Consider the following 12,896-nt stretch of genomic DNA (forward strand, 5'->3'; position numbering starts at 1 on the left):
CCCCCGGGCAGGAGCGACCATTGATGTGAGCAACCACGCCGCAGTAAGGGAAGAGCACAGTGGAGTTGGTAGTCGCGCGGATCGGCCGCGCCCACGGCATCAAGGGTGAGGTCACCGTCGAGGTGCGCACCGACGAGCCGGAGCTGCGACTGAGTCCCGGCGCCGTGCTCAAGACGGAGCCCGCGACGGCGGGCCCCCTGACGATCGAGACGGGCCGTGTGCACAGCGGGCGGCTGCTGCTCCGCTTCGCGGGAGTCAAGGACCGCACCGGAGCCGAGTCGCTGCGCAACATCCTCCTGATCGCCGAGGTGGACCCCTCCGAGCTGCCGGAGGAGGACGACGAGTACTACGACCACCAGCTGATGGACCTGGACGTGGTGCTGGAGGACGGCACCGAGATCGGCCGGATCACCGAGATCTCCCACCTGCCCTCGCAGGACCTCTTCATCGTCGAGCGGCCGGACGGCACCGAGGTGATGATCCCCTTCGTGGAGGAGATCGTCGCCGAGATCGACCTGGAGGAGCAGCGCTGCGTCATCACCCCGCCGCCCGGGCTGATCGACGAGCGTGACGCCGTCGTCGTCTCGACCCGGGACGAGGACGCCGCCGGTTCCGGGGACGACGCCTGATGCGACTCGACGTCGTCACGATCTTCCCCGAGTACCTGGAGCCGCTGAACGTCTCCCTCGTCGGCAAGGCGCGCGCCCGCGGGCAGCTCGACGTCCACGTGCACGACCTGCGGCAGTGGACGTACGACCGGCACAACACGGTGGACGACACCCCGTACGGCGGCGGTCCCGGCATGGTCATGAAGACCGAGCCGTGGGGCGAGGCCCTGGACTCCGCGCTGGCCGACGGCTACGAGGCGGGCGCCCATGGTCCCGTCATGGTCGTCCCCACCCCCAGCGGCCGCCCCTTCACCCAGGAACTGGCCGTCGAACTCTCCGAGCGGCCCTGGCTGATCTTCACGCCGGCCCGGTACGAGGGCATCGACCGCCGGGTCATGGACGAGTACGCCACGCGCATGCCGGTGTACGAGGTCTCCATCGGCGACTACGTCCTGGCGGGCGGCGAGGCCGCCGTACTGGTGGTCACCGAGGCCGTGGCCCGGCTGCTGCCGGGGGTGCTCGGCAACGCCGAATCGCACCGCGACGACTCCTTCGCGCCGGGCGAGATGGCGAACCTGCTGGAGGGCCCCGTCTACACCAAGCCCCCGGTGTGGCGCGGCCGGGACATCCCCGAGGTGCTGCTCAGCGGGCACCACGGGAAGATCGCCCGGTGGCGCCGGGACGAGGCCTTTCGCCGGACCGCGCAGAACCGCCCCGACCTGATCGAGCGCTGCGAGGCCGTCGGCTTCGACAAGAAGGACCGGGAGATCCTCTCCGTCCTGGGCTGGCAGCCGTCCGCCGACGGCCGATTTTGGCGCAGGGCCCAGGCCGTGGAAGAATAGGCGGCTGCTGTGTGCTCGCGGGCGCCCCTGCCACAGGGGGACCGTCGTCCGCCGGGTCCCGCAGCTCCCGAATTCTCTACGGAAACCCGCACTGGCGACCTGTGGCGTCATGCGAAGAAAGCAGACGAAGAACATGTCTCACCTGCTCGACGGCGTCAACGCCGCCACGCTCCGCACGGACGTCCCGGCCTTCCGCCCGGGTGACACGATCAACGTGCACGTCCGCGTGATCGAGGGCAACCGCTCCCGTATCCAGCAGTTCAAGGGCGTAGTCATCCGCCGCCAGGGTGCCGGTGTCTCCGAGACCTTCACCGTGCGCAAGGTCTCCTTCAGCGTCGGTGTGGAGCGTACCTTCCCGGTCCACTCCCCGATCTTCGAGAAGATCGAGGTCGTCACCCGCGGTGACGTTCGCCGTGCCAAGCTGTACTACCTCCGTGAGCTCCGCGGCAAGGCCGCGAAGATCAAGGAGAAGCGCGACCGCTGAGGTAACTCCCGGAGTCCGGAGGCGGCCGGATAGGCTCGCCCCCGATGGACACCGAAGCACCTCACACGCAGCGCGGCCACTCTTCCCCCGTCGAGGGGGACGGGCGGCCGCGTTTTGCGTTCCCCCGGACCGGGCGGACGGCCGGCGCGCGACCCCTCACCTGGCGCCGCGCCGGAGTGCTCGGTGTGATCTGCACGGTCTTCCTGCTGCTGTTCAGCAATTTCGTGGTCCAGCCCTTCCTGATCCCGAGCCGCTCCATGGAGCCGACGCTCCAGGTCGGGGACCGGGTGCTGGTCAACAAGCTGGCGTACCGTTTCGGCGAACAGCCGCGCCGGGGGGACGTGGTGGTCTTCGACGGCACGGGCTCCTTCGTAGGGGAACGCCCCGACGGCAATCCGATCGGCGCCGTGCTGCACGGCGCGGCCTCGGCGCTCGGGCTGGCCGAGCCCTCCGACACCGACTTCGTGAAGCGGGTCGTGGGCGTCGGCGGCGACGACGTGGTGTGCTGCGACGCCGGCGGGCGGGTGGCGGTCAACGGCGTGCCGCTGGAGGAGCCGTACCTCCAGCCCGGCGACGCGCCCTCGGCGGTGCCCTTCCGGATCGTCGTACCGCTCGGGACGCTGTGGGTCATGGGGGATCATCGTTCCCAGTCCCGGGACTCCCGGGACCACCTGGGGGAGCCGGGCGGGGGGATGGTGCCGGTGGAGAAGGTGATCGGGCGGGCCGACTGGATCGGTTGGCCGCTCTCGCGCTGGGACGACATCGGTGGTGGTCATGGGTAGCCGAGGGCGGTCGAAGGGCGGACGGGACTGGGACTTCGAGCCCGAACCCGAGCCGGAGCCCACCCCGGCCCCGGTGGTGGGGGGCGGCCGGGTGGAGGGCGGCCGGGCCGAACGGCGCCGGACGGCCCGCAAGGTGCGCCGGCGCCGCCGCACACGCCGGGCCGGCGAGGTGCCGCTGCTGGTGGTCGTGGCGCTGTGCATCGCCCTGCTCCTCAAGACCGTCCTGGTGCAGGCCTTCTTCATTCCGTCGGGCTCGATGGAGCAGACGATCCGGATCGGCGACCGGGTCCTGGTGGACAAGCTGACGCCGTGGTTCGGCTCCAAGATCGAGCGCGGCGACATCGTCGTGTTCAAGGACCCCGGCGGCTGGCTCAAGGGCGAGGCGGCCCGTCCGCCCAAGGACCCGATCGTGGTCAAGCAGATCAAGCAGGCACTGACCTTCATCGGCCTGCTCCCCTCGGCCGACGAGCAGGACCTGATCAAGCGGGTCATCGGCGTCGGCGGGGACACCGTCAAATGCTGTGACAGCCGGGGCCGGATCACCGTCAACGGATCGCCCCTCGATGAGCCGTACGTGAACCCGGGCAACACCCCTTCGGACATCACGTTCGAGGTGCAGGTGCCGGAGGGCCGGCTCTTCGTGATGGGCGATCACCGCGCGAACTCGTCCGACTCCCGGTTCCACCTCGACGAGGGCTTTCAGGGCACCATCCCCGAAGCCGGGGTGGTCGGGGAGGCGGTCGTGATCGCCTGGCCCTACGGGCACTGGACCAGGCTGGAGCAGCCGGCGACCTTCCGGATGGTCCCCGATCAGGCACGGCGCGAGGGACGCGGTCGGCGACGGCGCCGTCGGGGCGCACCGTTCGCATAGTGTGTCCTCGGTCTCCCGCGCCTTAGGGAACTCCCGCTCGTTAAGGGAGGGGAGGGCCCGTGCCGGATTCGGCGCGGGCGGCAATCGCGAGTGAGGAGTGGATGTGGGGGACGTGGCGGTAGGCGCACGGTCCGGACGCGACGAAGGCGAGGAGCGGCCGGACGACGCCGTCGAGCGCGAGACCGAGGAGGACGGCGATGCCAAGGAGCACGCGCACCGGTCCTTCTGGAAGGAGCTCCCGCTTCTCATCGGCATCGCCCTGCTGCTGGCCCTGCTGATCAAGACGTTCCTGCTCCAGGCGTTCTCGATCCCGTCGGCCTCGATGCAGAACACCCTGCAGATGGGTGACCGGGTGCTGGTGGACAAGCTGACCCCGTGGTTCGGCTCCGAGCCGGAGCGCGGCGAGGTCGTCGTCTTCCACGACCCCGCGGACTGGCTGTCGGGGCAGCCCACTCCCGAGCCGAACATCCTCCAGCAGGTGCTCAGCAAGATCGGCCTGATGCCGGACGCCTCCGAGAAGGACCTGATCAAGCGGGTCATCGCGATCGGCGGGGACACGGTCGAGTGCAAGAAGGGGGGACCGGTCGTCGTCAACGGCAAGGAGCTGGACGAGCCGTACATCTTCCCCGGCGACACCCCGTGCGACGACGCCCCGTTCGGCCCGATCACCGTGCCCAAGGGCAAGATCTGGGTCATGGGTGACCACCGGCAGAACTCCGAGGACTCCCGCTACCACCAGCAGGACTCCACCAAGGGCTTCGTCCCGGTGGACAAGGTCGTCGGGCGGGCCGTGGTGGTCGCGTGGCCGGTCACCCGCTGGGACACCCTGCCGGTCCCGGACACCTTCGACCAGCCGGGCATCGGCAACCAGGCCGCGGCGACCGCGCTCGGCCTCGGGGCCGCCGGGCTGGCTCCGGTCGGGCTCGGTCCGGCCGCGCTGGGGCTCGTGGGAGCCGTCCCGCTGGTCATGTGGCGCAGGCAGAAGCTGACCAGCGGCCGTACCGACGGGTAGGGTGCCGCCCAGGTCGACGATCCCGGAGTGTGGGGGCGCTGCAATGGGCGGAACACAAGCAATACGCAGTGGCAAGGATGGCCGCGGCGGTCTCGGCAATGTGCTGTCGGGAATCGCCGTGGCCATCGGCTTTGCGCTCTTCCTGGGCGGCTTCGTGTGGGGGGCGGTCGTCTACCGGCCCTACACGGTGCCCACCGACTCGATGATGCCCACGGTGCGGCCCGGGGACCGGGTGCTGGCGCAGCGCATCGACGGCGCCGAGGTGCGCCGCGGGGACGTGGTCATCTTCACCGATTCCCTGTGGAGCGATTCCCCCATGGTCAAGCGGGTCGTCGGCATCGGCGGCGACGTCGTGAAGTGCTGCGGCGCGGCCGGCGAGCTGACGGTCAACGGCAAGCGACTGGACGAGCCGTACGCCGACACCACCAAGCCGGACACGGATCTGGCCATGCCGCCCGGACAGACCGCGCCCTCCGGGACCCCCTTCGAGGTGGCGGTGCCCGAGGGCAACCTCTTCCTGCTGGGCGACCAGCGGTCCGCCTCCCTGGACTCCCGGGCCCACCTGCAGGAGACCGGGCAGGGCAGCGTGCCCCGATCGGCCGTCAGCGCCCGCGTCGACGCCCTGGCCTGGCCCTCCGTGTCGATGCTGGAGCGGCCGGCCACGTACGCCGCCCTGCCCGGCGGGATCTCGCGGCCCGGGCCGCTGCGGCTCCAGGTGGTGGCGGTGCTGGCCGGAGCCGTCCTGGTGGTGCTGGGGGCCGCGTACGGGCCGGTCGCACGGGTCCTGGCGCGCGGACGGCGACAGGAGCGGGCCGGTGTCCGCTGACCCGGCCGCCGGGCAAGGCCGCCGGAAGGTGTCGCGGGTGATCCTGCTGGACCCGGCCGACCGGATCCTGTTGCTGCACGGCTTCGAACCGGCCGACCCCCGCGACGACTGGTGGTTCACCCCCGGCGGCGGGCTGGAGGGGACCGAGAGCCGGGAGCAGGCCGCACTGCGCGAGCTGGCGGAGGAGACCGGGATCACGGAGGTGGAGCTGGGCCCGGTGCTGTGGCACCGCTACTGCTCCTTCCCCTTCGACGGGCGGCGCTGGGAACAGGACGAGTGGTACTTCCTCGCCCGGACCGCCCGGACCGAGACCGAGATGGGCGGCCTCACCGAGCTGGAGCGGCGCAGCGTCACCGGAGCCAGGTGGTGGACCTCCGAGGAACTTCTCGCGGCCCATGAGACGGTGTACCCGACCAGACTCGCCGAGCTGCTCCGTACGCTGCTCGACGACGGTCCTCCGGGTGAGCCGGTGGTCCTGGCCCCGGAAATCGTCTAGGGGCGCGGGGGCCTGGCGCACAATAGGGGGACGCACGGCTGAAGGGGAACATGCCATGAGTGCCGAGGACCTCGAAAAGTACGAGACCGAGATGGAGCTGAAGCTCTATCGGGAGTACCGCGACGTCGTCGGGCTGTTCAAGTATGTGATCGAGACGGAACGCCGTTTCTACCTCACGAACGACTACGAGATGCAGGTGCATTCGGTTCAGGGGGAGGTCTTCTTCGAGGTCTCCATGGCCGACGCGTGGGTCTGGGACATGTACCGGCCGGCCCGCTTCGTGAAGCAGGTGCGGGTGCTGACCTTCAAGGACGTGAACATCGAGGAGCTCAACAAGAGCGATCTCGAACTGCCCGGCAGCTGAGGGCGGGCGCCGGCCGGGCCGCCTCACCCGCAAGGGTGAGGCGGTTGTCCACAATCGCCGGACCGTCCACCAAGATCCACAAGGTGGGCGGGGGTGCGGGACCGTCGGTGCCGGAGGTGGTGCCGGATGAACGCGAAGTGCGTGGCACAGCAGGCATTGGGGCGGTACGGCGAGGAACTCGCGGCACGGCGGCTGACCGAAGCCGGGATGACCGTCATCGCGCGGAACTGGCGGTGCCGCGGCGGCGAGATCGACATCGTCGCGCGGGACGGGGACGCCCTCGTCGTGTGCGAGGTCAAGACCCGCCGGGCGGGTGAGTTCGAGCATCCCATGGCCGCCGTACGGCCCGCCAAGGCCGAGCGCTTACGCACGCTCGCCGGGCGCTGGCTCGCCGACCACGGCGGACCGCCCCCGGGCGGGGTGCGCATCGACCTCGTCGGGGTGCTGTTGCCGCGGCGCGGCGCCCCACAGGTGGAACACGTCAGGGGGGTGGCCTGATGGGGTTCGCACGGGCCTGCTCGGTGGCCCTGGTCGGCGTCGACGGCGTGGTGGTCGAGGTACAGGCCGACCTGGAACCCGGCGTGGCCGCCTTCACCCTGGTGGGGCTCCCGGACAAGACCCTGGTCGAGAGCCGGGACCGGGTGCGGGCGGCCGTGGTCAACTCGGGAGCCGCCTGGCCGCAGAAGAAGCTCACGGTCGGACTGAGCCCGGCCTCCGTACCGAAATCCGGCGCCGGCTTCGACCTGGCCGTCGCGGCGGCCGTGCTCGGGGCCGCCGAGGTGGTCGACCCGGGCGCGATCGCCGACCTCGTCCTGATCGGGGAACTGGGGCTGGACGGCCGGGTGCGCCCGGTCCGCGGGATCCTGCCCGCGGTCCTCGCCGCGGCCGAGGCCGGCTACCGGCAGGTGGTGGTGCCGCAGCAGTGCGCGGCCGAGGCCGCGCTCGTACCGGACGTCTCGGTCCTCGGCGTACGCAGCCTGCGCCAGCTCATCGCGGTCCTGACCGGCGGGGAGGTCCCCGAGGAGGAACCCTGCGACCCGCCCGGCAGGCCGGACCCGATACTGGCCGGACTGCTCGTCCCGGGCGCGGGACTGGGCACGGGCCTCGCCCGGGGCCGGCCCGGCCGGGAGGACGGCACGGACTTCCCCGACCTCGCGGACGTGGCCGGGCAGCACACGGCGCGCCGCGCTCTGGAGGTGGCCGCCGCTGGAGGACACCACCTCTTCCTCAGTGGACCTCCCGGGGCGGGCAAGACCATGCTCGCCGAGCGGCTGCCCTGGCTCCTGCCGCCGCTCACCCGTCAGGATTCCGTGGAGGTCACGGCCGTCCACTCGGTCGCGGGAATCCTCCCGCCCGGCGAACCGCTGGTCGCCAGACCGCCCTACTGCGCGCCGCACCATTCGGCGACCATGCAGTCCCTGGTGGGCGGCGGGACCGGGATCCCCAGGCCCGGGGCGGTCTCCCTGGCCCATCGAGGCGTTCTCTTCCTGGACGAGGCCGCGGAGTTCCACAGCCGGGCGCTGGACGCACTGCGGCAGCCCCTCGAATCGGGACACGTGGTCATCGCCCGCGCCGCCGGAGTGGTAAGGCTGCCCGCCAGGTTCCTGATGGTGCTCGCCGCCAACCCGTGCCCGTGCGGGCGCCACACCCTGCACGGAGCCGGCTGCGAATGCCCGCCTTCGGTGATCCGGCGTTACCAGGCGCGGCTGTCCGGGCCGTTGCTCGACCGGGTGGACCTGAGGGTGGAGGTCGAGCCGGTGACCCGCTGCGACCTGCTGGGGCAGGGCGGCCGCGGGGAATCCACCGCGGTGGTCGCCGACCGGGTGCGCCAGGCCCGGGAGCGCGCCGCGGCCCGGCTCGCCGACACGCCATGGCGGCTCAACTCCGAAGTGCCCGGGCAGGAGCTGCGCACCCGGTGGCAGGCCGGGCCCGGCGCGCTGGCCCCCGCCGAGCGCGATCTGGAACGGGGACTGCTGACCGCGCGCGGGCTGGACCGGGTGCTGCGGGTCGCCTGGACCGTGGCCGACCTGCGGGGGCGGGACCGGCCCGAGGCCCTGGACGTGGCCGTGGCGCTGGAGCTGCGGACCGGCATCGCCCGAGGGGCGATGTCGCTGCCGGGGGCCGGGACATGACCGGCTCCGGGGACGCGGAACTGCTGGCGCGGGCTGCGCTCACCCGGGTGCTGGAGCCCGGCGACGCGCACGGCGGGCGGTGGCTGCGCGAGTTCGGCGCGGTGCGGCTGATACGGCTGCTGACCGACCCCGGGGCAGAGCCGGACACTCCGTCCGGCGTGGGACCCGAGCGGCTCGCCGGATACCGCAGACGGGCCGCGCTGGCCGACCCCGAGCGGGACCTCGCCGATGTTGCCGAGGCTGGGGGCCGGTTCGTCCACCCGGGATCGGCGCAGTGGCCGACCCAGCTCGACGACCTGGGCGACGAGAGGCCCGTCGGGCTGTGGCTGCGGGGCCGGCCGAACCTGCGCACCTGGGCGCTGCGTTCGGTCTCCGTGGTCGGGGCCCGCGCCTGCACCCCGTACGGCGCGCACATGGCCCAGACCCTGGCCGCCGGACTCGCCGAGCGGGGCTGGGTCGTGGTGTCCGGCGCCGCGTTCGGGATCGACGGCGCCGCCCACCGAGGGGCCCTCGCCTCGGGCGGCGCGACCGCGGCGGTGCTGGCCTGCGGGGTGGACGTCGCCTACCCGCGCGGACACGCCGGGCTGCTCGGCCGGATCGCCGGGCAGGGCCTGATCCTCGGGGAGCTGCCACCGGGCAGCCACCCGACACGCAGCCGGTTCGTCCTGCGCAACCGGGTCATCGCCGCCCTCACCCGGGGCACGGTCGTCGTGGAGGCCGCGCACCGCAGCGGTTCCCTGGTCACGGCCCGGCGGGCGCAGCGCCTGGGACGCTTCACGATGGGCGTCCCCGGACCCGCCACCAGCGGGCTCTCAGCAGGGGTGCACGAACTGCTGCGGGGCGAGGCCGTGGTCGTCACCGACGCGGCCGAGGTGGTCGAGCTGGTCGGGGCCATGGGCGAGCTGGCTCCCGAGCGGCGCGGCCCGGTGCTCGCCCGGGACCTGCTGGACCCGGACACCGCCCGTGTGCTCGAAGCGCTGCCCGTCGGCCGCCCGGCGGACGTGGCCGAGCTGGCACTTGCCTCCGGCACCGGCGTCGATGAAGTCATCGGCAGACTGTACGAACTTCACTCTCTGGGGTTCGTCGAACGGCAGGGCGACGGCTGGCAGTTGAGCAGACAAACGGCTGGAGGAGGCACACAAACCGGAGCGGCCCGGCGAGGCGGTCGTTGACCTGGGGTGTTCCGGTGAAAGAGTGAAACCGATGAGAGACGCGGTCTTCCCGGTGGCGGTCGCCGGGACCGAGCGCCAGGCGCCGGTCCCGGGGCGCCCGCGCGAGTCCGGGCGCCTCCCGGCCCCCGCGCCATCCCGTACTCTTCGCGCACCGCGACAATCTCGTCACGCTACGCTCCCAAGGAATCCGGCTCCGGCAAAGGCGAAGCATGCCCCAGCACACCTCAGGGTCCGACCGCGCTGCGGTGCCCCCCGCTGCCCGAGGCAGCGTGCGGTCCACCGCGCCCTCGTCCCTGGAGGTGCTGTGGCGCTCGTACAAGGAATCGGGTGACGAGCGGCTGCGGGAGCAGCTGATCCTGCACTACTCGCCCCTCGTGAAGTACGTGGCCGGCCGCGTCAGCGTGGGCCTGCCGCCCAACGTGGAGCAGGCCGACTTCGTCTCCTCCGGGGTCTTCGGGCTGATCGACGCCATCGAGAAGTTCGACATCGACCGGTCGATCAAGTTCGAGACGTACGCGATCACCCGGATCCGCGGCGCGATGATCGACGAGCTGCGGGCCCTGGACTGGATCCCGCGCTCGGTCCGCCAGAAGGCGCGCGCCGTGGAACGGGCCTACGCCACGCTGGAGGCCCAGCTGCGGCGCACCCCGACCGAGAGTGAGGTCGCCGGGGAGATGGGGATCGGGGTGGAGGATCTCCACACCGTCTTCAGCCAGTTGTCGCTGGCCAACGTGGTCGCCCTGGAGGAGCTGCTGCACGTCGGCGGGGAGGGCGGCGACCGCCTCTCGCTGATGGACACCCTGGAGGACACCGCCGCCGACAACCCGGTGGCGGTGGCCGAGGACCGCGAGCTGCGGCGCCTGCTGGCGCGGGCCATCAACACGCTGCCCGAGCGGGAGAAGACCGTGGTGACCCTCTACTACTACGAGGGCCTCACGCTGGCCGAGATCGGCAATGTCCTCGGCGTCACCGAGAGCCGGGTCAGCCAGATCCACACCAAGTCCGTCCTGCAGTTGCGTGCAAAGTTGGCAGATGTGGGGAGGTGAGCTTGCGCCACCTCCGTACAGTGGATGCGTGCCCAGGATTCGAGCGGCCTCCGTGGCCGAGCACCGGTCGATGCAGCGCGGCGCCCTCTTGGACGCTGCGCGGTCCCTGCTGTCCGAAGGCGGGACCGAGGCGCTGACCTTCCCCGCCCTCGCGGAGCGCACCGGGCTCGCCCGGTCCTCCGTGTACGAGTACTTCCGCTCCCGCGCCGCCGTGGTCGAAGAACTGTGCGCCGTGGACTTTCCCGTGTGGGCCGCCGAGATCGAAGCGGCGATGGAACAGGCCCCGTCGCCGGAGGAGAAGATCGAGGCCTACGTGCGCAGCCAGTTGGGGCTGGTGGGCGACCGGCGGCACCGGGCGGTCGTGGCCATCTCGGCCAGCGAGCTCGACGCGGGGGCCCGCGAGAAGATCCGCGCGGCCCACGGCGGTCTCGTGGCGATGATCGTCGAGGCACTGAGCTCCCTGGGGCACGCGGAGCCGCGACTGGCCGCGATGCTGTTGCAGGGGGTCGTGGACGCCGCTGTACGGCGGATCGAGCTCGGCGCAGCCGAGGATCCCGCCGTCGTGACGGAGGCCGCCGTGGCCATGGCCCTGCGGGGCGTCCAGGGCTGAGGTCCCCCGGCCCCCGCGGCTCGAACGCCGGCGGGGCCGGACTCGGCCGGCAGGAGGCGGGGTGCCGGGCGGGGGAGCAGGGTCAGCGGATTGAGGTAGGTCTCGCCCGCCAGAAGGCCCCAGTGCAGGCACGGCGCCGGGCAGTGCGAGCCTTCCGTCAGAACCGCCACCACCTGGCCTGCCGCGACCTGCTCGCCCTCGGTGACCAGGGGCCGGACCGGCTCGTAGGTGGTGCGCAGCCCGTTCGGCAGGGCCAGCGAGAGCACTCCGCGCCCGGCGACGAGCCCGGCGTAGTGGACCTGGCCGGCCGCGACTGCCCGGACCTCCGCGCCCACCGGCGCGGACAGGTCCACACCGCGGTGACCGGCCGCGTACGGGGTCGGCGGCGGGTCCCACCAGCGGGCCACCGACAGTGGGGCGGGCAGCGGGCGGACCCCGGGAAGGGCCGACTGGGCCAGGGCCAGGAGCAGGCTGAGCAGCAAGGTCGTCATGGACCCCAGCGTCCCGCGCCACCCGGACCGCCGCCCCTGCCTGTGGACGGCCGCGGCGTTGTGGACAACGGCGTCACCCGGCATACCACCGGGTCCCGTACACTTCTTGTGGCGATCCGGGTCACCGGGTCGACTTCGCACGCCCCGGCGCCAGGCTGAAACAGCCAGGTGACAGCGTCTCTCGGTCCCTCATGGGGGCAGGGCGCGGTGGGGCGTCAGGAACCAAACCGAGAAACCAAGGAGATGGCCATGGCCGTCGTCACGATGCGGGAGCTGCTGGAAAGCGGCGTCCACTTCGGTCACCAGACCCGCCGTTGGAACCCGAAGATGAAGCGCTTCATCTTCACGGAGCGCAACGGCATCTACATCATCGACCTGCTGCAGTCGCTGTCGTACATCGACCGCGCCTACGAGTTCGTGAAGGAGACCGTCGCGCACGGTGGCTCCATCATGTTCGTCGGTACCAAGAAGCAGGCCCAGGAGGCCATCGCCGAGCAGGCGACGCGCGTTGGTATGCCGTACGTCAACCAGCGCTGGCTGGGTGGCATGCTCACCAACTTCTCCACCGTCTACAAGCGCCTTCAGCGTCTGAAGGAGCTTGAGGCGATCGACTTCGAGGACGTCGCCGCCTCGGGTCTCACCAAGAAGGAGCTCCTGGTCCTCTCCCGCGAGAAGACCAAGCTGGAGAAGACCCTCGGTGGTATCCGCGAGATGTCGAAGGTCCCCAGCGCCGTCTGGATCGTCGACACCAAGAAGGAGCACATCGCCGTCGGTGAGGCGCGCAAGCTCCACATCCCGGTCGTCGCGATCCTCGACACCAACTGCGACCCCGACGAGGTCGACTACAAGATCCCGGGCAACGACGACGCGATCCGTTCCGTCACCCTGCTCACCCGCGTGATCGCCGACGCCGTCGCCGAGGGCCTCATCGCCCGCTCCGGCGCTGCGACCGGCGACTCGAAGCCGGGCGAGAAGGCCGCCGCCGAGCCGCTCGCCGAGTGGGAGCGCGACCTGCTCGAGGGCGAGAAGAAGGCCGACGACGCCGAGGCCGCTCCGGCCGAGGCTGCCCCGGCCCCGGCCGCTGCCCCGGCCGCCGAGGCTGTCGAGGCTGTCGAGGCCCCGGCCGCCGACGCCGAGCAGGCCTGACCCACTGAGAGCGC

Annotated in this window: 15 protein-coding genes and 1 pseudogene; 15 read left to right on the forward strand and 1 reads right to left on the reverse strand. The window is 71.9% G+C overall.

Translation table 11 applies throughout. The features are described from left to right. Positions 1-59: 59 nt before the first annotated feature. From rimM to ACFY0D_RS28020, 14 genes are all read left to right on the forward strand, one after another. Entirely contained in the window at positions 60-629 is a 570-nt protein-coding gene (gene rimM, locus ACFY0D_RS27955) for a ribosome maturation factor RimM (protein ID WP_390800801.1), read from the forward strand. Further along, entirely contained in the window at positions 629-1,450 is an 822-nt protein-coding gene (gene trmD, locus ACFY0D_RS27960; protein WP_390800802.1) for a tRNA (guanosine(37)-N1)-methyltransferase TrmD, read from the forward strand. The genes rimM and trmD overlap by 1 nt, the downstream gene beginning before the upstream one ends. Positions 1,451-1,583: 133 nt before the next feature. Then, positions 1,584-1,934: a 50S ribosomal protein L19 gene (rplS, locus tag ACFY0D_RS27965; protein WP_390800803.1), complete on the forward strand. Its 351-nt coding sequence runs from the start codon at positions 1,584-1,586 to the stop codon at positions 1,932-1,934. Positions 1,935-1,978: 44 nt separating this feature from the next. Then, positions 1,979-2,716, forward strand: a complete 738-nt coding sequence (lepB, locus tag ACFY0D_RS27970) for a signal peptidase I (RefSeq protein ID WP_390800804.1) — start codon at positions 1,979-1,981, stop codon at positions 2,714-2,716. Beyond that, a complete protein-coding gene (gene lepB / locus ACFY0D_RS27975) occupies positions 2,709-3,587 on the forward strand; it encodes a signal peptidase I (RefSeq protein WP_390800805.1) in 879 nt (292 codons plus the stop codon). The genes lepB (ACFY0D_RS27970) and lepB (ACFY0D_RS27975) overlap by 8 nt, the downstream gene beginning before the upstream one ends. 112 nt (positions 3,588-3,699) lie before the next feature. Next, a complete protein-coding gene (gene lepB / locus ACFY0D_RS27980) occupies positions 3,700-4,599 on the forward strand; it encodes a signal peptidase I (RefSeq protein ID WP_390800806.1) in 900 nt (299 codons plus the stop codon). Between the two features lie 43 nt (positions 4,600-4,642). Next, positions 4,643-5,425, forward strand: coding sequence for a signal peptidase I (gene lepB, locus ACFY0D_RS27985; protein WP_390800807.1), 783 nt, complete (start codon positions 4,643-4,645; stop codon positions 5,423-5,425). After that, complete coding sequence (locus ACFY0D_RS27990) at positions 5,415-5,921, forward strand: NUDIX hydrolase (RefSeq protein ID WP_390800808.1); 507 nt, start codon at positions 5,415-5,417, stop codon at positions 5,919-5,921. Before lepB (ACFY0D_RS27985) ends, ACFY0D_RS27990 begins: the two co-directional genes overlap by 11 nt. 55 nt (positions 5,922-5,976) lie before the next feature. After that, the gene (locus ACFY0D_RS27995; protein ID WP_005311352.1) at positions 5,977-6,285 is read left to right on the forward strand and encodes a DUF2469 domain-containing protein; all 309 of its coding nucleotides are present in this window, start codon (positions 5,977-5,979) and stop codon (positions 6,283-6,285) included. A 126-nt stretch (positions 6,286-6,411) separates the two neighbouring features. Then, positions 6,412-6,783 carry a YraN family protein gene (locus tag ACFY0D_RS28000; protein WP_351153603.1) on the forward strand — a complete coding sequence of 124 codons (372 nt, stop codon included), beginning with the start codon at positions 6,412-6,414 and terminating at the stop codon, positions 6,781-6,783. After that, entirely contained in the window at positions 6,783-8,417 is a 1,635-nt protein-coding gene (locus ACFY0D_RS28005) for a YifB family Mg chelatase-like AAA ATPase (protein WP_390800809.1), read from the forward strand. The genes ACFY0D_RS28000 and ACFY0D_RS28005 overlap by 1 nt, the downstream gene beginning before the upstream one ends. Beyond that, complete coding sequence (gene dprA, locus ACFY0D_RS28010) at positions 8,414-9,589, forward strand: DNA-processing protein DprA (RefSeq protein ID WP_390800810.1); 1,176 nt, start codon at positions 8,414-8,416, stop codon at positions 9,587-9,589. The genes ACFY0D_RS28005 and dprA overlap by 4 nt, the downstream gene beginning before the upstream one ends. Positions 9,590-9,798: 209 nt before the next feature. Then, positions 9,799-10,635, forward strand: a complete 837-nt coding sequence (gene whiG / locus ACFY0D_RS28015) for an RNA polymerase sigma factor WhiG (RefSeq protein WP_030012408.1) — start codon at positions 9,799-9,801, stop codon at positions 10,633-10,635. A gap of 52 nt (positions 10,636-10,687) precedes the next feature. After that, a complete protein-coding gene (locus ACFY0D_RS28020) occupies positions 10,688-11,245 on the forward strand; it encodes a TetR/AcrR family transcriptional regulator (RefSeq protein ID WP_389120828.1) in 558 nt (185 codons plus the stop codon). A gap of 146 nt (positions 11,246-11,391) precedes the next feature. On the opposite strand, the pseudogene ACFY0D_RS28025 reads toward ACFY0D_RS28020, so the two are convergent. Further along, a pseudogene (locus ACFY0D_RS28025) lies at positions 11,392-11,820 on the reverse strand (peptidoglycan DD-metalloendopeptidase family protein); the annotation flags it as partial. Between the two features lie 165 nt (positions 11,821-11,985). Between ACFY0D_RS28025 and rpsB the strand changes: the two are divergent. Continuing rightward, the gene (gene rpsB, locus ACFY0D_RS28030) at positions 11,986-12,882 is read left to right on the forward strand and encodes a 30S ribosomal protein S2 (RefSeq protein WP_390800811.1); all 897 of its coding nucleotides are present in this window, start codon (positions 11,986-11,988) and stop codon (positions 12,880-12,882) included. The last annotated feature ends 14 nt before the right edge of the window (positions 12,883-12,896 follow it).

The organism is Streptomyces sp. NPDC001502, assembly GCF_042894785.1.
GTDB classification, from domain to species: Bacteria; Actinomycetota; Actinomycetes; order Streptomycetales; family Streptomycetaceae; genus Streptomyces; species Streptomyces kutzneri.